Below are 23,649 nucleotides of genomic sequence, written 5' to 3' on the forward strand. Positions count from 1 at the left end.
CACAGCGGGCAGCCCGTGTCCGGCGATCGCCCAGTGGTGTGGACCACCCGCACAGCCGCGGGCTGGTCGGGTCAGCTCAGGCGCAGGGGTACGACGATGTCGGCGACGATGAGCACCACGCCCATCACCAGCATCGCAAGCCCGACGACGTACGCCACCGGGAGCAGCTTGGCGACGTCGACGTGCCCGGGGTCGGGACGCCCGAGGAGCCGGGCGAGGCCGCGCTTGAGGCCCTCGTAGAGGGCGCCCGCGATGTGGCCGCCGTCGAGCGGCAGCAGCGGCACGAAGTTGAACATGCCGATGAAGAAGTTGAAGCTCGCGATGAGGAACAGCAGCGTGACGATCTTGTCGATGACCGGGAAGGACTCGGCCGACGCCGCCTCGCCGGCGAAGCGTCCGCCACCAACGATGGACACGGGGCTCTCGGGGTCGCGCTCCTGCAGCCCGACGATGGCGCGGCCGACCTCGTAGACCTTGACGGGCAGCTGGCCGAGCGCCTTGACCGTCTCGACGGTCATCGTCCCCATCTGTTGCGTGGTGTAGAGCACGCCGCCGGTCTCGAGGTGGGTCTCGGGCTGCACGCCGAGGAAGCCGACCTCGGTGAGCGTGCGGTCCTCGATCGACGTCTGGCGCAGCGTGACGGTCGTGTTGGTGGTCAGCGTCAGCTGCTCGTCGCCGCGCCTGACCTCGATGACGGCGTCGCCGTCGGCGTTGGCGCGGATCTGCGACTGGAAGCTGTCCCAGTCACGGAAGGGCGTGCCGTTGAAGCTGAGGATCTCGTCGCCGGGGCGGATCCCCGCCTCCTTGGCGGGCGTGGGCGGGTCGTCGGCGGTGCAGGCCCGGCCCTGGTCCTCCACCGGGACCACGCACTCGGGCACGGCGGCCACGACCGGCTCGACGACCTCGTCGCGCGGGTTGCCGTAGGTGGCGAAGAGCAGCGTGAAGAGCCCGAAGGCGATGGCGATGTTGACCATCGGCCCGCCCGCCATCACGATCACCTTCTTCCACCACGCGAGGCGGTAGAAGAGCCGGTCGGTGTCGTGCTGCTTGACGTACTCCCACTCGGCGGCGCGGGCGTCGGAGATCAGCTGGGTGAACATGCCCGTGTTGGAGCGGCGCACCTTGTGCACCGCCTCGCCGTCCTCGTCGTACGTCGTCTCCTCGACGAGGTCCTCCGCGCCCGGAGGCAGCATCCCGACGATCTTGACGTAGCCGCCGAGCGGGATCGCCTTCACGCCGTACTCGGTGTCGCCGATCTGCTTGCTCCACACGGTGGGGCCGAAGCCGATGAACCACTGCGGCACCTTGCAGCCGAACTTCTTGGCCGGCACCAGGTGCCCGAACTCGTGCAGCCCGATCGAGACGAGGATCGCGACGACGAAGGCGACGACACCCAGGGTGTAGAGCAGGGCGGACATGTGCGTGGGGGTCCTTCTGGGGTGAGGGCGTCAGGTGCGGCGTCGGATGAGGGCGGCGGCCTCGGCTCGCGCCCAGGCGTCCGCGGCGAGGACGTCGTCGACGGTGAGGTGCTCCTTCGATGGTACGTCGTGACGGTCAAGGACGTGTGCCACCGCGGAAACGATGTCGGGGAATCGCAGCCGGCCCTCGTGGAAGGCGTCGACGGCGACCTCGTTGGCGGCGTTGTAGACCGCGGGCGCCGTGCCGCCGCGCTCCCCCGCCGTGCGGGCGAGGGTGACGGCGGGGAAGACCACGTCGTCGAGGGGCTCGAAGCGCCAGTCGGCGGCCTTCGTCCAGTCGATCGGCGTCTCGGCGTCGGGGACCCGGTCGGGCCAGCCCATCCCCAGCGCGATCGGCACCAGCATGGTGGGCAGCCCGAGCTGGGCCACCACGGCACCGTCGACGAACTCCACCATCGAGTGGATCAGCTGCTGCGGGTGGACGACGACGTCGATGCGGTCGAAGGGGATGTCGAAGAGCAGATGGGCCTCGATGACCTCGAGCCCCTTGTTGACGAGCGTCGCCGAGTTGGTCGTGATGACCCGGCCCATCGCGAAGTTGGGGTGGGCGAGGGCCTGCTCGGGCGTGACGTCGGCGAGCTCGGCGGCGGTGCGCCCGCGGAACGGCCCGCCGGACGCGGTGAGGACGAGGCGTCGTACCTCCTCGGCGGAGCCCGCGCGCAGGCTCTGGGCGATGGCGCTGTGCTCGGAGTCCACCGGCACGATCTGCCCGGGTCGGGCGCGCTCCTTCACCAGCGGTCCGCCGATGATGAGCGACTCCTTGTTGGCGAGAGCCAGCGTGGTGCCGGCGTCGAGCGCCGCGAGGGTGGGCCGGAGCCCGACGGCACCGGTGATCCCGTTGAGCACGACGTCGCACGCCCGGCCGGCGGCCTCGGTGGAGGCCTCCTCCCCCAGCCCGGAGTACGTCGGCGCGAACTCGGCGACCTGGGCCTCGAACAGCTCACGGTTCGACCCGCCGGCGGTCAGCCCGACGACGCGGAAGCGGTCGGGGTGGGCCCGCACGAGGTCGAGGGCCTGGGTGCCGATGGACCCGGTCGAGCCGAGGATCACGATGTCGCGCGCAGTCACCCCAGCAGTTTGTCAGGATGGGGCCCGTGGACGGGGACGGGGCGGACTGGCGGGCGCTGGCCCATGCCGAGCAGCTGCTCGACCTGCGCCGCGACGCCGAGGCCGAGCAGCGCTTCCGCGAGGTGCTGACCGCCGACCCCGGGTCGGGCCGCGCCCTGCTGGGGCTGGCCCGGGCGCTCAACCGCCAGGACCGGCACGCGGAGGCGGAGCAGGCCGTCCGCAGCGCGCTTGCGCTCGACCCGGAGCACGCCGGCGCCCACCACGTGCTCGTCGACGTGCTGTGCGACCGCAAGGACGGTCCGGGCGCCGTCACGGCCGCGGAGTCCGGGCTGAGGCTGGCGCCGCACGACTTCACCTCGCACTACCAGCACGCCCGCGCTCTGCTGAGCCTGCGCCGGCCGCGGGTCCGTGACGCCTACGACGCGGCGCTGCGCGCGGTGGAGGCGGCCCCGCACAGCCCCGACGCCCACAACCTCGTCGGCCTCTGCCTCGACGCGCTGGGCAATCACGAGGGCGCCCAGGGGGCGTTCCGCAACGCGCTGGGGCTCGACCCCCAGCACACGCTCGCGCAGAACAACCTCGCCGCCTCGGAGATGGACCGCGGTCGCCTCGGCCGGGCGGCCGGGCTGCTGCGCGGTGCCGTCAGCAGCGACCCCCAGCAGCGGCAGGTCCGCGACAACCTCGACACGGTGCTCCTGCTCCTCGGCCGGCGGGTGATGTGGTCGCTGTTCGCCGCGGTCGTCGTGCTCGGCGTCCTGCTCGTGACCGAGGCCCCGTGGTGGTCGCGCCTGTTGGTCGGAGCGGCGTACGTCGGCGGGGTGGCGGTCTTGGTGCGCCGCGTGGTGCGCGACCTGCCGCGCGGTGTCGGACGCTGGGGGCGCGGGCTGTTCGGGCGCGTGAAGTGGCAGGGCAAGTACCTCCTCGCCCTGCTGGGTCTGCTCTCGGTCGCCGTGCTGGTCATGTCCGTCGCCCCGTACGCCGTCGCCGCGGGCGCGGGCCTCGTCCTGGCAGCGGTCCTCCGCACGGTCGGCATCATCTGCGTCGTCGGCTGGGTGGTCCTGGCGCTCGTCAACCTCGTGCGCGGCCGCTGACGCCTCTCCTAGGGTGGGGCTCGTGGACGAGCGCCTGATCGACAGCCTGGCCGCCGCCGTGCGCGCCGCCCCCGACGACCTGCCGCTGCGGCTGCACCTGGCCGGGCTGCTCGTCGACGCCGACCGGGGCGCCGAGGCGGTCGAGCACGTCGCGACCGCGCTCGCCAAGGACCCGACGTCGACCCAGGCGCGCGAGCTGATGGCGCGGGCGATGGGCGCCGCCCCGGCTGAAGCTCCTGCGACACCCTCGGACGAGGCTTCCCCGGCAGAGCCGTCGACCTTCGACTGGCACGCCGCGGAGTCCGACCTCGGCGAGCCGGTGGGTCCGATGTTCGTCGACGGCTCGACCGAGGACTCCGGCCCGGCGGCGTACGACGTCGAGGCGGCGGGGGTGCGGCTGGCGGATGTGGGCGGCTTGACGGAGGTCAAGAAGCGCCTCGAGGCCAGCTTCCTCGCCCCGCTGCGCAACCCCGAGCTGCGCGCGCTCTACGGCAAGTCGCTGCGCGGCGGGCTGCTGCTCTACGGGCCGCCCGGGTGCGGCAAGACGTTCCTCGCCAAGGCGATTGCGGGCGAGCTGGGCGCGTCGTTCCTGCACGTGTCGCTGGCGGACGTGCTCGACATGTACATCGGGCAGAGCGAGCGCAACGTCAAGGAGCTGTTCGAGGTGGCCCGCACCTCCGCGCCGTGCGTGCTCTTCCTCGACGAGCTCGACGCCATCGGCGGCAAGCGGTCGCTCAACCGCAGCTCCGGCGCGCGGACGACGGTCAACCAGCTGCTCACCGAGCTCGACGGCGTCGGGTCGGACAACGAGGGCGTGTTCGTGCTCGCGGCGACCAACCACCCGTGGGACGTCGACGCCGCGCTGCGCCGCCCGGGCCGGCTCGACCGGACGCTGCTGGTGCTGCCGCCCGACCGCGAGGCGCGGGAGGCGATCCTGCGCACGCACCTGCGCGACCGGCCCGTCGAGCGCATCGACACCCGGCGGCTCGCCAAGGCCACCGAGGGCTTCAGCGGCGCCGACCTCGCCCACCTGTGCGAGTCGGCGTCCGAGAACGCCCTGATGGAGTCGGTCGGCTCCGGCACGGTCCGGATGATCCAGATGGCCGACTTCGACCGGGCGCTGTCGGAGATCCGCCCGTCGATCGGCCCCTGGGTCGAGACCGCGCGCAACGTCGCGCTCTACGCCAACGCGTCCGGGGAGTACGACGACCTGGCGAAGTGGCTGCGCAAGCGGCGCTGACTCAGCCGGCCTGCGGCGCGTCGAACGACCAGAACCGCAACCCACCGACCTCGACGAGCGTCGCGCCATCCGGCACCGGCAGGTCGTGGTCGTCGGACGCGCCGAGGGCGGCCAGGACCGTGAGCGTGTCCGGACCGTGCCGCGACAGCACCGCGTCACCGGGTACGTCGGCGCAGCCGGCCGGGTCGGTGCGGCCGGCGCGCATCGCGACGTCCCACGGGAGGTCCTCTCCGTCGACCGCGAACGCCACACCGTCCGAGCCACCGCGGACGACCACCTTCCCGGTCGCGCCGGCCGAGTCGTCGTACTGCACCAGGGCGCCGACACGCGCGGCCGCCAGCACGGCGACGACGCCGGCCCCCTGGGGCACGGACCCCAGCGCGACCTGGTCACCGACCTCGACACCGAACGCGCGCAGCACGCCGGCACACGCGGCGACCTCGGTGAGCAGCCAGGCAAAGGTGCGCCCCGAGCCGTCGAGGTCCGCCGCGACGTCGTCGGCGCGGCCGCGGACGACGTGGATGTCGAGGGCGTTGTAGCAGGCGTTGAGGGTGCCGGGGTGGTCGTCGCTGGGCGCTCGGAACCAGGTCACGCCCGTCGTCCCGCTCGTCATCGTCAGCCCAGCCCGTTGGCGGCGGTGGCCGCGGGCTTGGCGGGCGCGCGGAGCCACGCGTCGAAGAAGGCGCCCAGGTCCTGACCGCTCACCCGGGCGGCCAGCTCCTCGAACTCGGCGGTGGAGCCGTTGCCGCCGCGCTGCTCGCGGAGCCAGGTGCGCACGACCTGCCAGAACACCCGGTCACCCACCCGGTTGCGCAGCGCCTGCAGCGTCATGGCACCGCGGCCGTAGACCGCGGCGTCGAACACCTTGTCCGCGCCGGGGTCGCCCACGACCACCTGCCAGAAGTCGGAGGTCGCGGCGACGTTGTCGTAGTAGCTGCGCAGGATCGCCGCGGCGGAGCGACCACCGTGCGTCTCGGTCCAGCGCCACTCCATGAAGGTGGCGAAGCCCTCGTTGAGCCAGATGTCGGACCACCGCTCGACGGCGATGTCGTCACCGAACCACTGGTGGGCCAGCTCGTGGACCACGAGGCTGGTCGCGCTCGCGCCGACCGCGGGGTAGGTGGGCCGGGTCTGGTTCTCCAGCGCGAACCCGGGGTTCAGGCCGGTGGTGATGCCGCCGACGACCGAGAACGGGTAGTCACCGAGGTCCTTCTCCAGCCCGGCGACGACCTTGGGGGTCTTCCGCATCAGCCGCATGCTGGCCGCCTGGTCGCGCTCGCCCAGGCGCTCGGACACCGCGACGAGCCACGGCAGCCCGCGGTGCCTGCCCTTGTCGATGGCGAAGTCCCCGGCAGCGAAGAACGCGAGGTAGGGCACCATCGGCTCGTCGGCCCGCCAGTGCCACTGCGTCGAGCGCTTGCCGACCCGGCGGCCCTTGAGCTCGCCGTTGGAGATCACCTCGCGACCGTTGGGCACCCTGATGCGGACGTCCACCTTCGCCTTGTCGAGCGGGTGGTCGTTGGCAGGGAACCACCACGGCGCCATGTGCGGCTCGTTCATCGTGATGACCTCGCGCCGGTTGGCCAGCCAGTTGAACTCCCCTGCGTAGGAGTGGTCGGCCGGGTAGTCGTCGTAGGTCACCACGACCGCGTGGTCGGTGCCGGCGGCGAGGGGCCCCGCGGGGGTGATCCGGAGCTCGTGGTCCCCGTCGGTCTTGGTGAACTGGGCGGGCGCGCCGTCGACGGTCACCTTCGACACGTCGAGCAGGAAGTCGAGGGAGAAGCTGCGGAGGTCGCTGGTCGCCGTCAGCTCGACCCGGGTGCGTCCCGAGAGACCCTTGCTGGCGAACGCGTAGCGGTTGCGGATCTCGTACGACGTCACGTCGATGCCGCCGTTGCCGTCGAGCGGCCAGTAGGGGTCGCCGATGCCGGACGCCCCGTCGACGGGCGCGGCAGCGGCGTGCGCCGTCGTCGTGCTGCCGACCCCGACGCCCAACCCAGCGGCCAGCACCGTGGCGAGGGCGGCGGACAGGGCGGGGCGGACGGTTCGGTGCGTCGGGCGCGTGGTCACCGTCCGAACCTAGCGCGGTTAATCGCGTTGCGCTGCCGAGCCGGGATCAGCGACGATGTGGCCGGCGTCGCCGATCGTGCGCGCCCACCGCGTGCCCACGCCGGTGCCCCGAGACGAGAGGAGCCGTGACATGTCCACGACTGTCCTCGGCCTGCCCGCCGACCACCTCTCTCACCCACGGAGCACCCACGTTGTCGCACCTCTACACCGATCCATCCTTCCCGGAGGACTTCCTCCGGCCTGACGACCGTTCGCCCCTCGAGGGCATCGACGAGTCGTTCGTCTTCACCTACGACACCTACGCCGACGAGCTCGGCGCGGGTCAGCGCTGGTCCCGCTGGGAGGACCTCGAGGCCCTGATGAAGGGCCCCGAGCCACGCCCCGACTGGGTCGTGACCTCCAGCGGCGCCATCGACACCGAGCTCGGCGTCCTCAAGACCGGCAAGGAGGCCGACGTCTTCCTGCTCGAGCGGGAGGACCCGCACCGCCCGGAGACCGCCGTCGTGATGGCCGCCAAGCGCTACCGCGACACCGACCACCGCACCTTCCACCGCGCCGCCTCCTACACCGAGGGTCGGTCGATGAAGCGATCGCGCGACAACCGCGCGCTCAAGCGCAAGTCGACGTGGGGCAAGCAGGTCGCGGCCGGCGAGTGGGCCGTCTCGGAGTGGAACGCGCTGCGCCGCTGCTGGGAGCTCGGGCTGCCCGTCCCCTACCCGGTCCAGATCGACGAGACCGAGATCCTTATGGAGTGGATCACGGTGACCGTCGACGGCGACACCGAGACCGCCCCGCGCGTCGCCCAGGTGCGTCCGGAGCCCTCGGTCGTGGAGGGCTTCTACGAGCAGCTGCGCGACGCGCTGACCACCCTCGTGCAGGCCGGGCTGGTGCACGGCGACCTCTCGCCCTACAACACCCTGGCTGCGGGAGACCGGCTGGTGATCATCGACCTCCCGCAGATGGTCGACCTCGTCGGCAACCCGCGCGGCATGGACTTCCTGCTGCGCGACTGCGCCAACATGTGCGCCTGGTTCCGCTCGCGCGGGCTGGCGGTCGACGAGCAGGAGCTTTTCGGCGAGCTGATGGCGCACGCCTTCTGACCCGGAACCCGGGGCGCCGCTCGCCCTCGAGTCGGCAGGAGACTCGAGGGCGAGCACCCTAGGTTTGGCCCGTGAAGTACTCCCACGGACGCGTCGTCGACGTCACGACCCTGGCCGACCTCGACCGGAGGCTCGCTGCCGGAGCGCAGTCGCTCGCCGGCTGGCGGGTGGTCGGCCTGGACCTCACCGGCCGCGGCCCGGCCCTGCTCGAGCGGTCGCTCGGCCAGGCCCTGTTCCTCGGCTGTGAGTTCGCGGACGGCGACGACGACGACGTACGCCGTGCGGGCGCGATCGTGCTGCACGACATCCCGGGCATCCCGGTCGACACCTACCGGGCGTCCCTCTACTCCCCCGGCGACCTCTACGACGCGCCCCGCTACGACGACACCCTCGACGCGCGCACCTACGCCTGGTCGCGGCACGGCACGAGCCCGGAGGACACGCTCGCGATGGCGCTGCACGACCACCACGTCGACGCAGCCCTGGCGACGTGGGTGGCCGACCGCGAGGTCGTCGGGGTCATGGGCGGGCACGCCCTGGAGCGCGGCAGCACGGCGTACGCCGCCGCCGCCCGTCTCGGCCACGCGCTCGGCGACCACCTGACCGTGGCCACCGGCGGAGGGCCCGGCGCGATGGAGGCGGCCAACCTCGGGGCGTTCGTGCCCGACGGCCTCGACGACGCGTTGGCCCGTCTCGTCGCGGTCCCGTCGTTCCAGCCCGACGTGGGCGCCTGGGCAGGTGTCGCCCTCGACGTCGTGCGCGACACCGCCGGCGGCCGGGAGTCGCTCGGCATCCCGACGTGGCACTACGGCCACGAGCCGCCCAACGTCTTCGCCACGTCGATCGCGAAGTTCTTCGCCAACGCACCGCGCGAGGCGCTGCTGCTCGAGGTGTGCACCGCGGGGATCGTCTTCCTGCCGGGCGCCGGTGGCACCGTGCAGGAGATCTTCCAGGACGCCTGCGAGAACTACTACGCCGGTCGGACCGCCGTGGCGCCGATGGTGCTCCTCGGCCGCCGCTACTGGACCGAGGAGCTGCCTGTCTGGCCGCTGCTCCAGGCGCTGGCCGCCGGTCGGGTGATGGAGCCCTTCGTCCACCTCGTCGACACGGTCGAGGAGGCCGTGGAGGTGGTGCGGGAGACGGTCAGCCGGCGCGACGGCGACTCGCGGGCGGCGCGCTGACGTCGCGGTAGTGGCTCACCAGCAGGTCGTTGACCGCCTGCCAGGTCCTTCCCTGCACGCTCTGCCGGGCGGCCAGCGCCATCCGGCGCCGGAGCACGGGCTGGTTCACGAGCCGCTCTACGTGGGCCACCAGCTCGTCCGCGTCACCCGGCTCGTAGAGATGGCCGGCGACGGTGTCGGCCACCACGTCGATCGGACCGCCCGAGCGGGGCGCGACCACCGGCACGCCGCTGGCCAGGGCCTCCTGGGCGGACTGGCAGTAGGTCTCGTGGCGTCCCGTGTGGACGAAGACGTCGAGGGTGGCGTAGGCCCGGGCGAGCTCGTCGTCGTGCAGGACACCGAGGAACGCGGCACCGGGCAGCAGCCTCCGCAGGCGGGCCTCGTCCGGCCCGCCGCCGACCAGCACGAGGCGCACGCCCGGGAGGCGGTCGACGTGGGCGAGGAGCTCGAGCTCCTTCTCCGGCGCGAGGCGGCCGACGTACCCCACGAGCGCCTCGCCGTGCGGGGCCAGCTCGGCGTGCAGCGACTCGTCGCGCTTCGCCGGCTCGAAGAGCACCTGGTCGACCCCGCGCGGCCAGCGGGAGACGGCGTCCACGCCGAGCCGGGCGAGCTGCTCGATGCTGGCCGTCGACGGGGCGAGGGTGCGGTCGACGCCGAGGTGGATCTGCCGGGTCAGCGCCTCCATCGCGCGGGCGCCGCCGGGGACGGCGTACCGGTCCGCGAACCCGACCAGGTCGGTCTGGTAGATCGCGACGGTGGGGATGCCGAGCGAGCGGGCCGCCCTCGCCGCCTGGTAGCCGAGGGTCGCCGGTGAGGCGATGTGCACGACGTCGGGACGGAAGCGCTCCATCGCTGCGCGCAGCCGGCGCCGCGTCTCGAGCCCGATGCGGAAGTCGGCGTAGAACGGCAGGCTCGCGCCACGGGCGAGGGTGACCGGGAAGCCGGCGTACGTCGCCGGGCCGGTGGGCGCGACCAGCTCGGCCACGTGACCCTCGGCCGCCAGGTGCTCCAGCACGCGGCGCACGGAGTTGGTGACGCCGTTGACCTGGGGCAGGAAGGACTCGGTCACCACCAGCACGCGGAGCCGGTCGCCTCGCGACGGCGTCGGCAGGTCGGGCGCGAGGGGGACGACGGTGGCCGGGACGGTGCGGCTGTGACGCCGCCTCTCGAGCAGGTCCATGCCACGGACGCTAGGAAGCGCGCCGCAACGCCACGTCCTGTCCGAGCAGACGACACGTGAACGGTCCCCGACGCTGCGGTGCGCGGTCCAGCCCGCTGGCGCTACTCCTTGGCGGCGAGCTGGCCGCAGGCGCCGTCGATCTCGCGGCCGCGGGTGTCGCGGACCGTGGTGGGGATGCCCTTGGCCTCGAGCCGGCGGACGAACTCGCGCTCGTCGGCCGGGTCGGACGCCGTCCACTTCGAGCCCTCGATGGGGTTGAGCGGGATGAGGTTGACGTGCACCCACCCCCAGTCGCCGTAGGAGTTGAGCACGTCGCCGAGCAGGTCGGCCCGGTGGGCCTGGTCGTTGATGCCGCGCATCATGGCGTACTCGATGGAGACGCGGCGCTTGGTCTTCGCTGCGTAGTTCCAGGCCGCCTCGACGGTCTCAGCGACCGAGAAGCGGGTGTTGATGGGGACCAGCTCGTTGCGGAGCTCGTCGTCGGGCGCGTGGAGGCTGAGGGCGAGCGTGACCGGGATGCCCTCGTCGGCGAGCTGGTTGATGCGCGGGACGAGCCCGACGGTGGAGACGGTGACGCCGCGGGCGCTCATCCCGAGCCCGGCCGGGGACGGGTCGGTGAGGCGGCGTACGGCCCCGATGACGGCCTTGTAGTTGGCCAACGGCTCACCCATGCCCATGAACACGACGTTGGACACGCGGCCCGGCCCGCCGGGCACCTCGCCGCGGGCGAGCGACCGGGCACCTGCGACGACCTGCTCGACGATCTCGGCGGTCGACATGTTGCGCTGCAGGCCGCCCATCCCCGTCGCGCAGAACGGGCATGCCATGCCGCAGCCCGCCTGGCTGGAGACGCAGATGGTGGCGCGGTCGGGGTAGCGCATGAGCACCGACTCGACCAGCGCGCCGTCGAAGAGCTTCCACAGGGTCTTGCGCGTGGTGCCCCGGTCGGCCTCCATGATGCGCAGCGGCGTCATGAGGTCGGGCAGCAGGGCGCCGACGAGGTCGTCACGCTGCCCGGCGGGCAGGTCGGTCATCTCGGCCGGGTCGTCGACGAGGCGGGCGAAGTAGTGGTTCGACAGCTGCTTGGCCCGGAACCCGGGCAGGCCCATCTCCTCCAGGCGCGCCTTGCGGCCGGCCTCGTCGAGGTCGGCGAGGTGCGGCGGCGGCTTCTTGCGCCCGCGCGGCTCGTCCATGACGAGGGGAAGGGTCTTGATCGGCTCGGTCATCGCCCCCGATCCTCCCATCCCCCGGGCGTGGGGGCCATTCAGCGGGTCACGCCTCAGGCGTCGACCATGAAGTAGAGCACGAGGGAGGCGACACCACCGACGACGAGGGCGGTGACGATCATGCCCACGAACATGAACTGGGCGAAGCGCCGGGTCTTGCGCATCACGAGCATCGCGATCGGCAGGGCCAGCGCGAGGAGCACGAACGGGAACAGCCGCTCGGCGGTCTCGTGGCTGAACAGCAGCCGCAGCACCCCCGCGAAGGCGCCCGGCAGGGCAGTGACGAAGAGCATCCCGGCGAAGAAGCCGGTGATGCCCGCGAACGTGGGGTGGCTGTGGTGCCACCACTCGAAGTGCCGGTCCTGCGACACCTCGTGCTCCTGCGCCTGTTCGGTCTCCACGCCACCAGCCTAGGCGCTCGCATCTCCCCTGCTGCGCGGGGCTCGCGGTGACACGTCCACCGGCTGGGAGGGACCGTCAGGTCTCCACCGTCATCAGGTCGGGCATCGCGAGCGCACTCCAGCGCTCCAGGTCCGGGGGCTCGCCGGTGAGGTCCGCGACGACGAGCGTCCACGCCGTGCCGTGTCCCACGAGCACCACGTCCTCGCCGCCGTGCACCTCCAGGACCCGGCGTACGGCGGGGACGACGCGTGCACGACAGGCATCGAGCGGCTCCCACCCGTCGGCCGCCGGCTCGCCCGGGCGCGCGAAGGCGCGTCGGACGGTGCCGGCGAAGTCGTCGATCCACTCCCCCGACCGCACGTGCTCGCCGAGGTCGGGCAGCACCCCGACCTCGGCGTCGGTCAGGAGCTGGGCGGTCTGCATCGCCTTCGGCTCGGCGGAGCAGAACCACGCCGCTCGCCGAGGCAGCCGACCCGAGGAGCGCAGCGCCCACACGTCGTCGTACGTCGCCGGGTCGAGCTCCCACTCGGCTGCTGGCACGCCCGGGACCATCGCGGGACGGCCGTGCCGGACCAGGTACAGGGTCATGACGCCAGGAACTCGCGCGCCCCACGCAGGCGCGTCGTGAGGACGGTCGAGGCCAGGCGGGAGTCGAGGCGTACGTCGACGGGGCCGGGGAGCCCCGCGCGGCTCGTTCCCCGCAACACGTCGGGGTCCAGCCCGTCGCGCCGCGCGATGAGGCGACCCAGCTCCAGCCGGCTCATCGCCTCCGCACCCGCGACGTGCATCACGCCCCGGTAGTCGCCGACTGCGAGCTCGACGAGGGCAGCAGCGAGGTCGCCGACGTGCACCGGGCACCGCCCCTCGTCGTCGAACAGCGCACCCTCCGCTCCGCCTGCGAGAGCATGGACGAGCCGTTCGTGCTGTGACGCGCCGTCCCCCAGGATCAGGGAGGTGCGTGCCACCACGACGTCCTCGCAGGCGGCCAGCGCGGTCGTCTCGGCTGCCGCCTTCGCCGCTCCGTAGGCGGTGATCGGATCAGGGTGGGCCGTCTCGTCGTAGTGGACGTCGTCGCCGGAGAAGACGACGTCGCTCGACACCAGCACCAGCCGCGCGTCGTACGCCGCCGCGGCCAGCGCCACGTGCGCCGCCCCCGTGGCGGTGACGGCCCAGTCGAACTGGACGTAGGCCGTGTGGATCACGGCGTCGGGCCGGCAGGTCTCCAGGAGCACGTCCACGGCAGCAGGGTCGCGGACGTCGCAGTCCGCCGAGGCGACCGCGACGACGTCGTGTCCGTCCGCGGCCGCGACGACGTGGCGCCCCAGGTAACCGGTACGACCACCGGTGACGAGCAGGCGCATCAGAAGACGAGGTAGTAGAGGACCAGCCAGATCGGGGCGACGGTGGCCAGCAGCGAGTCGAGCCGGTCCATCAGCCCGCCGTGACCGGGGATGACCTGGCTCATGTCCTTGATCCCGAGGTCACGCTTCATCACCGACTCGCAGAGGTCTCCGAGGGTCGCCATGACCGCGGCGATCACTCCGAGGAGGACGCCGACCCACCAGTCGCCACCGAGGAACGAGGACACCAGCCAGACGCCGACCGCGATGGTGGCGACCATGGAGCCGGCGAAGCCCTCCCACGACTTCTTGGGCGAGATGACCCGGGCCATCGGGTGCTTGCCGAACAGGACGCCGGCGACGTAGCCGCCGGTGTCGGAGGCGACGGTGATGGCGATGAAGGTGATCACGCCCCGCACACCGGGGTCGTCGACGTCCAGCCCGAACGCGGGGGCGGTGCCGCCCTCGCCGAGCAGCAGCGCAACGAAGGAGGCCAGGAACGGCACGTAGACGAGGGTGAAGACCGACGCGGTGGCGTTCTTGACGTAGCCGTCGACGCCGCGCCGCAGCAGCCACAGCATGATGACGAGCGCGGTGACGGCGGTCGCGGTGACCAGAGCCGGCGCCCCCCAGACGTAGGCCACGACGACCATCACCACGCCACCGAGCATCAGGGGCTGCTCGGGGATGTCGACGCCCTTGGCCGACAGGCCCCGGTGCAGCTCCCAGACGGCGATCACGACCGCGATCGCCACGATGCCCATGAAGGCGGGCTTCCAGAACAGCAGCGACACCAGGATCGCCGCGACGAGGACGACCGCCGAGATCACGGCAGCACGCAGGTCGCGACCGGCGCGACCGTGGTCCTTGGGCGCCTTCGGTTGCGGAGCCGGCGCCGCCGGTGGGTCAGGTGTGGTCATCGACGGGGTGGCTCAGACCTCGAGCAGCTCGGCTTCCTTGTGCTTGAGCAACTCGTCGATCTTGTCCGTGTGGGTCTTGGTGAGGGCGTCGAGGCGCTTCTCCGCACCGGTGACGTCGTCCTTGCCGACCTCGCCGTCCTTCTCGAGCTTCTCGAGACCCTGCTTGGCGGTGCGACGCACGTTGCGGACCGACACCCGCCCGTCCTCGGCCTTCGCCTTGGCGAGCTTGATGTACTCCTTGCGGCGCTCCTCGGTCAGCTCGGGGAAGACGCAGCGCAGCACCTTGCCGTCGTTGGCCGGGTTGACCCCGAGGTCGGAGTCGCGGATGGCACGCTCGATGTTGCCCATCGCGCCGATGTCGAAGGGCTGGATGAGGATGGTGCGGGCGTCCTGCGAGGTGAAGCTCGCGAGCTGCTGCAGCGGGGTCTGGGTGCCGTAGTAGTCGGCCGTGATCTTGGCGAACATCGCCGGGTTGGCGCGGCCGGCCCGGATGGCGGCGAACTCCTCGCGCGTCGCCTCGACCGACTTGCCCATCTTGGCGTCGGCATCGTTCATGACGTCGTTGATCACGGTTGCTCTCTCTCCTCGTACGTCGTGGTGCTGGTGGCGCAGGCAGGGTGGGACGGCCCGGTCAGGCCGTGCTGCTCACCAGCGTGCCAATCTTCTCACCCCGCACCGCGCGCCCGATCGTGCCCGGCGTGGAGAGGTTGAAGAAGACGATGTCCATCTTGTTGTCGCGGGCCATGGCGATGCCGGTGGCGTCGGCGACCTTGAGGTCGCGCGCGAGGTACTCGTCGTAGCTGAGCCGGTCGAACTTCACCGCGTCCGGGTTGGTCTTGGGGTCGGAGTCGTAGACGCCGTCGACACCCTGCTTGCCCATCAGGATCACCTCGCACCGCGTCTCCAGTGCACGCTGGGCGGCCACGGTGTCGGTGGAGAAGAACGGCATGCCGGCACCGGCGCCGAAGATCACGACGCGGCCCTTCTCCATGTGCCGGATCGCGCGGCGCGGGATGTAGGGCTCGGCGACCTGGCCCATCGTGATGGCGGTCTGCACGCGCGTCTCGACGCCGTGCTTCTCGATGAGGTCCTGGAGGGCGAGGCAGTTCATCACCGTGCCGAGCATGCCCATGTAGTCGGCACGGGCGCGCTCCATGCCGCGCTGCTGGAGCTCGGCGCCGCGGAAGAAGTTGCCACCGCCCACGACGATCGCGATCTGGACGCCGGACTTGGCGACCTCGGCCACCTCGCCGGCGAGGGCGTTGATGACGTCGAGGTCCAACCCCACCTCGCCTCCACCGAACACCTCGCCGGAGAGCTTGAGCAGGACTCGGTTGTACGCCACGTGGTTCCCTTCGCGCGCCTGGGTGGGTCATCCGAAACCTACCGGAACGGAGGGGGCCCGACGAACCCGCCAGTCCCTAGGGTGGGCCGCGTGATCATCTTCGACGAGCTGGTGGACGTCCACTACGGGTTCATCCACGTCTTCTCCCTCGTCGACGACGACGAGTTCCCCCCGAGTGCGACGGGCGGGTTCGACGGCGACCCGGTCGGCCCGGTCATGGGCCAGGTGTGCGGGCTCGCCGGTGCCCGCATCCCGCACCAGCTCTCGCTCGTCACCGGCGTGCACACCGGCGACGTACCGCTGACGATCTCCTGGGACGAGGAGGAGCCTCCGCTCGACGAGGAGTGGACCGACGCGGTCGAGGTGTCGGTCGAGCTGCGCGGCACCACGCTCGCGCTCGAGACCTTCGAGGGCGGCTACGGAGCGACCGTGCCGCAGGCCGGCTGCCACCGCGCCCGCTACTGCGCGGCGGCGATGGACGAGGGCAACCGGGTCGACACCCCCGACGAGGGCGAGCAGGCGCCCGACCGCTACCTGCTGCAGCTCTGGCCCGCCCCGCAGGCACCGGAGGCCGTGGTGCGCGAGGGCAGCGAGATCGCGGCGTACTGGCACCGGGTGGCCCGCGGCGAGGAGGGCTGAGGCCCCGCGCCCCCGCACGCGACGAGGGGCCGTACGCCGGTGGCGTACGACCCCTCGTCGGTGATCAGGTGGAGCTGGCTCAGACGCCGACCTCGAAGCGGGCGAACCGCTTCACGGTGGTGCCGGCCTCGTCCAGGACGGCCTTGACCGACTTCTTGGACTCGGTGACCGACTCCTGCTCGAGCAGGACGATCTCCTTGAAGAAGCCACCGAGGCGGCCCTCGACGATCTTGGCGATCGCCTGCTCCGGCTTGCCCTCCTCGCGGGTCTTCTGCTCGGCGATGGAGCGCTCGGACTCGACGACGTCGGCGGGGACCTCGTCGCGGGTGAGGTACTGGGCCTTCATCGCGGCGATCTGCATCGCGGCGGCGCGGGCGGCGGTCTCGTCACCCTCGAACTCCACGAGCACGCCGACGGCGGGCGGGAGGTCAGCGGCACGCTTGTGCATGTAGGTGACGGTGTTGCCCTCGAAGTAGGCGACGTCGCCCAGCTCGATCTTCTCGCCGATGGTGATGGCCAGGTCCTCGACGACCTCACCGACGGTCTTGCCGTCCAGCTCGGCGGCCTTGAGGGCCTCGGTGTCGGCGGCCTTGACGGAGTCCGCGACGTCGGCGATCTGCTGCGCCTTGGCGATGAACTCCTCGTTCTTGGCCACGAAGTCGGTCTCGCTCTTGAGCTCGACCAGCGCGTTGCCGGAGGTGGCGACGAGGCCTGCAGCGGTCTCGCGCTCGGCGCCGCGGGCGGCAGCCTTGGCGGCACCCTTGACGCGGAGCAGCTCGACGGCCTTGTCGAAGTCGCCGTCCGCCTCGGTCAGCGCCTTCTTGCAGTCCATCATCCCGGCCTGGGTCAGCTCGCGGAGCTTCTTGACGTCGGCAGCGGTGAAGTTGGCCATGGTCCTTCTTCCTTCGATCCAGGGGTTTCGCGGGCCACTCGGGGGCGGCCCTGCGGTGGGTGGGACGACGCGGGCGCCGGCCGCGGACGTGAGCCCGCGGCCGGCGTGACCGGATCAGTCCTTCTTGTCGGCCTCGGCCTCGGTGGGCGCCTCGGTGGCGGCAGCGTCGGTCTCGACGGGCGCCTCGGCGGCGGGAGCGTCGGTCTCCGCGGGCGCCTCGGCGGCAGCCTCGGCCGGGGCCTCGGTCGCGGCGTCGGCAGCCGCCTCGGCCTGCGGGGCCTCGGCAGCGGCGCCGGTGGCCTCGGAGGCCGGGGTCTCGGCGGCGGCGTCACCGGTGGCGGTCGCGGCCGCCTTCTCGGCGTCACCGGCCAGGAGCTCGCGCTCCCACTCGGCGAGGGGCTCCTCGGCACCGACGGTCTCGTCGGCGTCGCCGGCCTTGGCGCCGGAGCGGGCGATGAGGCCCTCGGCGACGGCGTCGGCGACCACGCGGGTCAGCAGGCCGACCGCGCGGATGGCGTCGTCGTTGCCCGGGATCGGGAAGTCGACCAGGTCGGGGTCGCAGTTGGAGTCGAGGATGCCGATGATCGGGATCCGCAGCTTGCGGGCCTCCTCGACGGCCAGGTGCTCCTTGTTGGTGTCGACGATCCACACCGCGGAGGGGACCTTGGTCATGTCACGGATGCCGCCGAGCGTCTTGTCCAGCTTGGTGCGCTCGCGGCGCATCTGGAGGAGCTCCTTCTTCGTGCGGTTGGAGCCCGCGACGTCGTCGAAGTCGATCTCGTCGAGCTCCTTGAGGCGGTTGATCCGCTGGTGCACGGTCTGGAAGTTGGTGAGCATGCCGCCCAGCCAGCGCTGGTTGACATAGGGCATCCCGACGCGCGTCGCCTGCTCGGCGATGGCCTCCTGGGCCTGCTTCTTCGTGCCGACGAACATGATGACGCCGCCCTTGGCGACGGTCTCCTTGACGAAGGCGTACGAGCGGTCGATGTAGGCCAGCGACTGCTGCAGGTCGATGATGTAGATGCCGTTGCGCTCGGTCATGATGAAGCGCTTCATCTTGGGGTTCCAACGACGGGTCTGGTGACCGAAGTGGACGCCGCTCTCGAGCAGCTGGCGCATGGTGACGACTGCCATGGGTTCTCCTGTTTTCGCGGAGGACGCTCACCGATGTGCCCGGCCTTCGGCAGGTCGGGCCGGGAGCGTGGCTCCTGTTGTTTTCAGTTGCTGCGCCCGGCGGGTGCCGGGAGCCCTGACGCTCGCACGCCGGTCCGATCCCGCCGGTGGGGCTGGCAGGAACTGAGGACCGACGCCCGCGGGTGGTCCGGGATCGAGGAGCATCCCGGGCACGGTCGGCGAGCGTGCGAAGTCAGTCCGGATGGACTGCTCCGCACATCGTAGGCCAGAGGTTCCCTGCTAGGCGAATCACTGCCGGCCGCTGCGCTGAGCGTGGGCCGAGCGTGGATCCGAGCGTTGATCCGGGGCCCTCGGACGTCCACAGGCGGGGCGTGGAGGTCGTTGTCCACAGCCATCGTCGCTGCGGCTCGTCCGACGCCCCGCCTCGGGTGAGGATCGCCGGATGCGAGCCGTCCTCGGAACCGTCCTGCTCCTGCTGGCGCTCGGTGTCGCCGGGCCTGCCCACGCGCGTCCGGACGAGCAGCCCACCGGGGTGTGGCCGCTCGACCCCCGCCCCGACGTCGTACGCCACTTCGAGCCGCCGCCCACGCCGTACGCCGCCGGACACCGCGGCGTCGACCTGGCCGGATCCCCCGGCCAGTCGGTGCACGCCGCGCTGGCCGGGACGGTCGGCTTCGCCGGCTCCATCGGCGGCAAGCCCGTCGTCACCGTGCTGCACGGCGGTCGTCGTACGACGTACGAGCCGGTCGTGGCGTCGGTCGAGCGCGGCCAGGCGGTGGCGGCCGGCGACGTGCTCGGCCGCCTGGTGGTCACCGACAGCCACTGCTTCCCCGCCGCCTGCCTGCACTGGGGACTCGTGGAGGGCGACGGCGACGACCGGACCTATCTCGACCCGCTCACCCTCGTCGGCGGAGGTCCGGTGCGGCTCCTCCCGCTGTGGCGCGACGACCCCGTCACCGCACGGATTCCGTGGAGCCCACCCCTCGCACGCTGGCGACGCCCGGTCGACTGGATCGCCTGAGCGGCTGGCAAGCGTCCCCTGACACGCTGCTGCCCAGCGCCCGCCGGCCGACGTCATACCCGTCAGCACGCATGGGTGCGGATCCGTATGACGCTCCCGGCCCGCCGGAGGGATCCGGCTAGGCGCGGGGGTGGGCCTGCTGGTAGGCCCGGCGCAGCCGGTCGGTCGTGACGTGGGTGTAGAGCTGGGTGGTCGCGAGCGAGGCGTGGCCGAGGAGCTCCTGCACGGAGCGGAGGTCGGCGCCGCCCTCGAGCAGGTGGGTGGCGGCCGTGTGGCGCAGACCGTGCGGTCCGATGTCGGGAGCCCCGGGTACGTCGGCGATGCGGCGGTGCACGAGGTGGCGGACCGCACGCTGGTCGATGCGCCGCCCCCGCACCCCCAGGAACAGGGCCGGGCCTGAGCCCTCGACCCGCAGGCGCGGCCGGCCGGCCGTCAGCCAGCGGTCGACCGCCCGACCGGCCGGGGTGCCGTAGGGCACCGAGCGTTCCTTGCGGCCCTTGCCGAACACGCGCACGACCCGGCGCTCGTCGTCCACGTCGTCGATGTCGAGGCCGACGAGCTCACCGACCCGGATTCCCGTGGCATAGAGCAGCTCGAGCATCGCGACGTCGCGCACACCGACCGGGGTGCCGTCGTCGGCGAGGTCTGCGGCCGACCGGATCAGCGCCTCGGCCTCGTCGGCACGCAGCACCGGCGGGAGGGTCTTGTGCTTCTTGGGCGAGCCCAGCGCGGCCCCGGGGTCGTTCGGCAACCGGCCGGTCCGGTGCAGCCACGCGGTGAACACCCGCGCGGCGGTGGCCCGCCTCGCGATCGTCGTACGGCTGCGACCGGTCGTCTGCAGCCGCGCCAACCAGCTGCGGAGCGTGCGCAGGTCGAGGTCGGCCACGTCCGTGACCCCGAGCCGCTGGCAGTGGTCGAGCAGCCCGGCGATGTCGCCGAGGTAGGCGCGCACCGTGTGCGGGGCGAGGTCGCGCTCCGAGACGAGGTGGCGCTCGTAGTCGCCGAGGAGGCGGATGAAGGACTCGGGAAGGTCCTTCCCTTCGCCCTGGTCGGGCACGGCCGGCTCGCTCACCCTCGCAGCCTAGGCGCGCCGAGGGTGCTCACACGTCAGGCGCGAGCCGCCATCCCTCATCGGTGAGCTGGACGAACCGCTTGGACCTCAGTCGACGCAGCGCGCCTTCGGTGGTGCGGAGCGGGAGCCCGCAGAGGCGGGAGATCGAGTCCACCCTCGCCGGCTCGCTGACCGGCACCCACTCCACGACGGTCCGTTCGGTCGGAGTGAGGTCGTCGCGCGGTCGATCCTCGCCCCGCGGTGGCTCGACCAGGTGCTCCCCCGCCGCGCCGACCAGCTCGAGCACCTCTGCGCCGTGGGTCACGACGGTGCCGCGGCCCTCGCGGAGGAAGTTGTTGACGCCCCGGGAGGTGTAGCTGGTGACCGGACCCGGCACGCACATCACGTGGCGGTTCAGGCTCTCGGCCCACCCGGCCGTGTTGAGGGCGCCGCTCCGAAGGGCCGCCTCGACCACCACCGTGCCGGTGGTCATGGCGGCGATCAGCCGGTTGCGGGCCAGGAACCGCGGCCGCGTGGGCGCCGAGCCGGGTGGTTGCTCGGACACGACGGCGAACTCGGCGGCGAGGTGTTGGAGCAGGAGCCGGTTGTGGGCGGGATAGACCCGGTCCGCACCGCAGGCCAGGACAGCGGCCGTGACACCGTCGGCGGACAGCGTGGCGTCGTGCGCCTCGAAGTCGATGCCGAGCGCCCCACCGGAGACGACCGGCACCCCCGAGAGCGCGAGGTGCGCGCAGACCGAGCGGGTCATCTCCACGCCGTAGACCGAGGCGGCCCGCGAGCCGACCACGGCGACCGAGGTGGCGAGCTCGGTGAGCGGCATCGGACCCTTCACCCACAGGCCCGGAGGCGTGCCGCCGAACCCGTCCGTGGTGATGGCGTCGTCGAGCTGGTCGAGGCCGACGGGCCACTCGGCGTCACCCGGGACGAGGAAGCGGATGCCGCACCGCTCGGCCTGGTCGAGCTGCCGGACCGCGTCGACCTCGGCCAGCCGCAGCGCCAGCATCTCCCCGGGCTCGCCCTCACCCGCTGACCGCGCCTTCTCGAGTGCGCGCTCCGCGCCCATCTGGCGCACGAGCGACGACGTCGTGCCGTCACCGGGCTCCACGGCGCAGCTCAGGGTCACCCGCGCGAGGCGCTCGGCGTCGCGCGTCCGGCTCATCGGCTCCGCGACGGGCGGCACGGACCGCAGGTGTGCGGCACTCACGACGCCACCCGGACGACGCTCGCCGGCAGCGAGCGGGCGGAGTCGTCGGACCGCAGCGCCAGGGCGATCTCGGCCTCGCGCTCGCCCGGCCTCGCCACCCCCGCACAGTCAGCCACCGTCCACGCCAGGCGCTGCACGCGGGTCAACCCACGTCGGGTCAGCCTGCCGTCGGCCAGCTCCTTGTCGACGACTCGCTGGCCCGCGGGCTCCAGGGGCCACCGCTCGACCAGGACCGGGCCCGGACAGGACGCATTGAGGAGCCAGGAGCAGTCGCGGTAGCGGCGCGACTGGCGCGCCCTGGCCTCGACGACCCGCGCCCGCACGTCGGCGGACGACTCCGGCTCCGGGCGGAACGACGACCCCGTCCGCCTGCCCTGGGGGCGCACCTCCATCCAGATGTCGACCCGGTCGAGGATCGGACCCGTGAGCTTGCGACGGTAGTGGGAACGCTGCACGTCGCTGCACTCGCAGCTGCCGCCGGAGAGTCCGTGGAAGTTGCCGCACGGACACGGGTTGGCCGCGAGCACCACCAGCGAGCGGGCCGGATAGGTGGCCGACTCCTCGCCGCGGGCGATGGTCACCTCCCCGGACTCGAGCGGCTGCCGCATGGCCTCGACGACATCGGCACGGAAGTGCGGGAACTCGTCGAGGAAGAGCACGCCGTGGTGCGCGAGGCTGACCTGCCCCGGCCGCACCCGGCCGGTGCCGCCTCCCAGGACGCTCGCGGCAGTGGCCGAGTGGTGCGGGGCGAACCACGGCGGACGGCGCACGAGACCGGTCCCCTCCGGAAGGACGCCGGCGACCGAGTGGAGCGCCGTCACCTCCAGGGCCTGCTCGGTCGTCAGGTCGGGCAGGATCGTGGGGATGCGCTCGGCGATCGACGTCTTCCCGGTGCCGCGGGGGCCGATCAGCATCGTGGGATGACCGCCCGCCGCGGCGACCTCGACGGCGTAGCGGACGTCCTCGAGCCCGTCGAGGTCACGGAGGTCGAGGTCGGTCAGGCGGTCCTCGCCGCGCCACGTCGCCAGGGGGCTGGACGACGGCCCCACGACGGGGTCGGCCTCGGGCACCTCCGTCCCGCGGAGCACCGCGGACACCTGCGCCAGCGACCGGACGCCGAACACCGTCATCCCCGGCACGAGCCCGGCTTCACCGGCCTGCGGCTCGGGGACGAAGACGCGGGTGATGCCGTGGGCGGCTGCGGCAATCACCATGGGCAGGACCCCTGGCACCGGGCGCAGGGCACCGGCGACGGACAGCTCTCCGATGAACGCCCAGCCTTCGAGCAGGTCGGGCGTCAGGTCCTCGTGCTTCTTGTCGGCGGCCATGACCGCCATCGCGATCGCGAGGTCGTAGTGTGTGCCGCTCTTGGGGAGGTCGGCGGGCGCCAGCAGGATCGTGACCCGCTTGGTCGCCGGCCAGCGTCCGCAGTCGTTGTTGATCGCCATCCGCACCCGGTCGCGGGCCTCGGACAAGGTCTTGTCCACCCGGCCGACGATCGTGGTGTTGACCAGGCCCGGGGAGACGTCGACCTGGACGTCGATGACGTGGCCGTCAGCTCCCTTGAGCGCCAGCGAGCGAGCGGTCGCGAAGGCCATCAGCCGACCCCCTCGACGTGCTCGACCTCGACCGGTCGGCCGCGCGGCGCCAGGACGCCCACCAGGTCGATGCGGATGTCGTCGGGATGGCAGTCGTGCACGAGCAGCCAGCGCGCCCCGAGGCGCCGCAGCCGGTCGGCCTTGCGCCGGTCGACCGCCTCGAGCGGATCACCGAAGTCGGTCGACGTGCGGGTCTTCACCTCGCAGATCACGAGGGTGTTGCCGTCACGCAGCACCAGGTCGATCTCACCGGCGTCGCAACGCCAGTTGCGGTCGAGCAGGACCAGCCCGAGCCGGCAGAGGTGGCGGGCCGCGATCGACTCGCCGCGCTCCCCCAGCCGGCGACGGTGCTCGGCTGCGGGGTCGGGGGCGAACGGGGAAGCGGCAGCTCGTCGGGCCATGGTGGGCGCCTTCCGTGGACAGGTGCGGGAAGGCACCAGCACACCGC

Annotated in this window: 24 protein-coding genes; 6 read left to right on the forward strand and 18 right to left on the reverse strand. The window is 72.3% G+C overall.

Annotation, left to right across the window (positions count from 1 at the left end; all coding sequences use genetic code 11):
• Positions 1–71 precede the first annotated feature (71 nt).
• Together HOO61_RS19445 and dxr are read right to left on the reverse strand one after the other, a co-directional pair.
• Positions 72–1,418: an RIP metalloprotease gene (locus HOO61_RS19445; RefSeq protein ID WP_172259190.1), complete on the reverse strand. Its 1,347-nt coding sequence runs from the start codon at positions 1,416–1,418 to the stop codon at positions 72–74.
• 30 nt (positions 1,419–1,448) lie between these two features.
• The gene (gene dxr, locus HOO61_RS19450) at positions 1,449–2,546 is read right to left on the reverse strand and encodes a 1-deoxy-D-xylulose-5-phosphate reductoisomerase (RefSeq protein WP_367650158.1); all 1,098 of its coding nucleotides are present in this window, start codon (positions 2,544–2,546) and stop codon (positions 1,449–1,451) included.
• A gap of 26 nt (positions 2,547–2,572) precedes the next feature.
• On the opposite strand from dxr, the gene HOO61_RS19455 reads away from it, so the two are divergent.
• Both HOO61_RS19455 and HOO61_RS19460 read left to right on the forward strand, forming a co-directional pair.
• Positions 2,573–3,637 carry a tetratricopeptide repeat protein gene (locus tag HOO61_RS19455; RefSeq protein ID WP_172259189.1) on the forward strand — a complete coding sequence of 355 codons (1,065 nt, stop codon included), beginning with the start codon at positions 2,573–2,575 and terminating at the stop codon, positions 3,635–3,637.
• Positions 3,638–3,659: 22 nt separating this feature from the next.
• Positions 3,660–4,877 carry an AAA family ATPase gene (locus HOO61_RS19460; protein WP_367650157.1) on the forward strand — a complete coding sequence of 406 codons (1,218 nt, stop codon included), beginning with the start codon at positions 3,660–3,662 and terminating at the stop codon, positions 4,875–4,877.
• 1 nt (position 4,878) lies between these two features.
• Here HOO61_RS19460 and HOO61_RS19465 read toward each other — a convergent pair whose 3' ends face one another.
• Positions 4,879–5,469 (reverse strand): hypothetical protein, encoded by a 591-nt coding sequence (locus HOO61_RS19465; RefSeq protein WP_172259188.1) that lies wholly within the window; start codon positions 5,467–5,469, stop codon positions 4,879–4,881.
• A gap of 23 nt (positions 5,470–5,492) precedes the next feature.
• The gene (locus tag HOO61_RS19470; protein ID WP_172259187.1) at positions 5,493–6,947 is read right to left on the reverse strand and encodes a M1 family metallopeptidase; all 1,455 of its coding nucleotides are present in this window, start codon (positions 6,945–6,947) and stop codon (positions 5,493–5,495) included.
• Between the two features lie 125 nt (positions 6,948–7,072).
• Here HOO61_RS19470 and HOO61_RS19475 point away from each other — a divergent pair, with 125 nt between their 5' ends.
• Together HOO61_RS19475 and HOO61_RS19480 are read left to right on the forward strand one after the other, a co-directional pair.
• Positions 7,073–8,047, forward strand: a complete 975-nt coding sequence (locus HOO61_RS19475) for a serine protein kinase RIO (protein ID WP_367650156.1) — start codon at positions 7,073–7,075, stop codon at positions 8,045–8,047.
• A 71-nt stretch (positions 8,048–8,118) separates the two neighbouring features.
• Positions 8,119–9,228, forward strand: coding sequence for an LOG family protein (locus HOO61_RS19480; RefSeq protein ID WP_172259186.1), 1,110 nt, complete (start codon positions 8,119–8,121; stop codon positions 9,226–9,228).
• Here HOO61_RS19480 and HOO61_RS19485 read toward each other — a convergent pair.
• The 8 genes from HOO61_RS19485 to pyrH form a co-directional block, all read right to left on the reverse strand.
• Entirely contained in the window at positions 9,191–10,408 is a 1,218-nt protein-coding gene (locus HOO61_RS19485) for a glycosyltransferase family 1 protein (RefSeq protein ID WP_172259185.1), read from the reverse strand. The genes HOO61_RS19480 and HOO61_RS19485 overlap by 38 nt on opposite strands.
• A gap of 101 nt (positions 10,409–10,509) precedes the next feature.
• The gene (gene rlmN / locus HOO61_RS19490) at positions 10,510–11,634 is read right to left on the reverse strand and encodes a 23S rRNA (adenine(2503)-C(2))-methyltransferase RlmN (protein WP_172259184.1); all 1,125 of its coding nucleotides are present in this window, start codon (positions 11,632–11,634) and stop codon (positions 10,510–10,512) included.
• A 53-nt stretch (positions 11,635–11,687) separates the two neighbouring features.
• Positions 11,688–12,035, reverse strand: coding sequence for a hypothetical protein (locus HOO61_RS19495; protein WP_216658893.1), 348 nt, complete (start codon positions 12,033–12,035; stop codon positions 11,688–11,690).
• A 76-nt stretch (positions 12,036–12,111) separates the two neighbouring features.
• Positions 12,112–12,624 (reverse strand): histidine phosphatase family protein, encoded by a 513-nt coding sequence (locus tag HOO61_RS19500; RefSeq protein WP_172259183.1) that lies wholly within the window; start codon positions 12,622–12,624, stop codon positions 12,112–12,114.
• Positions 12,621–13,397 carry a sugar nucleotide-binding protein gene (locus HOO61_RS19505; RefSeq protein WP_172259182.1) on the reverse strand — a complete coding sequence of 259 codons (777 nt, stop codon included), beginning with the start codon at positions 13,395–13,397 and terminating at the stop codon, positions 12,621–12,623. The genes HOO61_RS19500 and HOO61_RS19505 overlap by 4 nt, the downstream gene beginning before the upstream one ends.
• On the reverse strand, positions 13,397–14,296 hold the full coding sequence (locus HOO61_RS19510; protein WP_172259181.1) for a phosphatidate cytidylyltransferase: 900 nt from the start codon (positions 14,294–14,296) through the stop codon (positions 13,397–13,399). Before HOO61_RS19510 ends, HOO61_RS19505 begins: the two co-directional genes overlap by 1 nt.
• A gap of 12 nt (positions 14,297–14,308) precedes the next feature.
• Complete coding sequence (gene frr, locus HOO61_RS19515) at positions 14,309–14,863, reverse strand: ribosome recycling factor (protein WP_367650206.1); 555 nt, start codon at positions 14,861–14,863, stop codon at positions 14,309–14,311.
• A gap of 64 nt (positions 14,864–14,927) precedes the next feature.
• A complete protein-coding gene (gene pyrH, locus HOO61_RS19520; RefSeq protein WP_172259179.1) occupies positions 14,928–15,641 on the reverse strand; it encodes a UMP kinase in 714 nt (237 codons plus the stop codon).
• A gap of 90 nt (positions 15,642–15,731) precedes the next feature.
• Between pyrH and HOO61_RS19525 the strand changes: the two genes are divergently transcribed.
• Complete coding sequence (locus tag HOO61_RS19525) at positions 15,732–16,280, forward strand: hypothetical protein (protein ID WP_172259178.1); 549 nt, start codon at positions 15,732–15,734, stop codon at positions 16,278–16,280.
• A gap of 79 nt (positions 16,281–16,359) precedes the next feature.
• On the opposite strand, the gene tsf is transcribed toward HOO61_RS19525, so the two are convergent.
• Together tsf and rpsB are read right to left on the reverse strand one after the other, a co-directional pair.
• Positions 16,360–17,172, reverse strand: a complete 813-nt coding sequence (gene tsf, locus HOO61_RS19530; protein WP_172259177.1) for a translation elongation factor Ts — start codon at positions 17,170–17,172, stop codon at positions 16,360–16,362.
• Between the two features lie 114 nt (positions 17,173–17,286).
• Positions 17,287–18,306 carry a 30S ribosomal protein S2 gene (rpsB, locus tag HOO61_RS19535; RefSeq protein ID WP_172259176.1) on the reverse strand — a complete coding sequence of 340 codons (1,020 nt, stop codon included), beginning with the start codon at positions 18,304–18,306 and terminating at the stop codon, positions 17,287–17,289.
• A gap of 442 nt (positions 18,307–18,748) precedes the next feature.
• On the opposite strand from rpsB, the gene HOO61_RS19540 reads away from it, so the two are divergent.
• Positions 18,749–19,327, forward strand: coding sequence for a M23 family metallopeptidase (locus HOO61_RS19540; RefSeq protein WP_172259175.1), 579 nt, complete (start codon positions 18,749–18,751; stop codon positions 19,325–19,327).
• Positions 19,328–19,445: 118 nt separating this feature from the next.
• Here the strand turns inward: HOO61_RS19540 and HOO61_RS19545 are convergent, their stop codons facing one another.
• Genes HOO61_RS19545 through HOO61_RS19560 form a run of 4 tightly spaced genes read right to left on the reverse strand, consistent with a single transcriptional unit; the run spans position 19,446 to position 23,602 of the window.
• Entirely contained in the window at positions 19,446–20,399 is a 954-nt protein-coding gene (locus HOO61_RS19545; RefSeq protein WP_367650155.1) for a tyrosine recombinase XerC, read from the reverse strand.
• Positions 20,400–20,427: 28 nt separating this feature from the next.
• The gene (dprA, locus tag HOO61_RS19550) at positions 20,428–21,603 is read right to left on the reverse strand and encodes a DNA-processing protein DprA (protein WP_172259174.1); all 1,176 of its coding nucleotides are present in this window, start codon (positions 21,601–21,603) and stop codon (positions 20,428–20,430) included.
• Positions 21,600–23,201, reverse strand: a complete 1,602-nt coding sequence (locus HOO61_RS19555) for a YifB family Mg chelatase-like AAA ATPase (RefSeq protein WP_172259173.1) — start codon at positions 23,199–23,201, stop codon at positions 21,600–21,602. Before HOO61_RS19555 ends, dprA begins: the two co-directional genes overlap by 4 nt.
• Positions 23,201–23,602, reverse strand: coding sequence for a YraN family protein (locus tag HOO61_RS19560; RefSeq protein ID WP_172259172.1), 402 nt, complete (start codon positions 23,600–23,602; stop codon positions 23,201–23,203). The genes HOO61_RS19555 and HOO61_RS19560 overlap by 1 nt, the downstream gene beginning before the upstream one ends.
• Positions 23,603–23,649 lie beyond the last annotated feature (47 nt).

This window comes from Nocardioides sp. zg-1230, from assembly GCF_013155335.1.
Lineage (GTDB): Bacteria > Actinomycetota > Actinomycetes > Propionibacteriales > Nocardioidaceae > Nocardioides.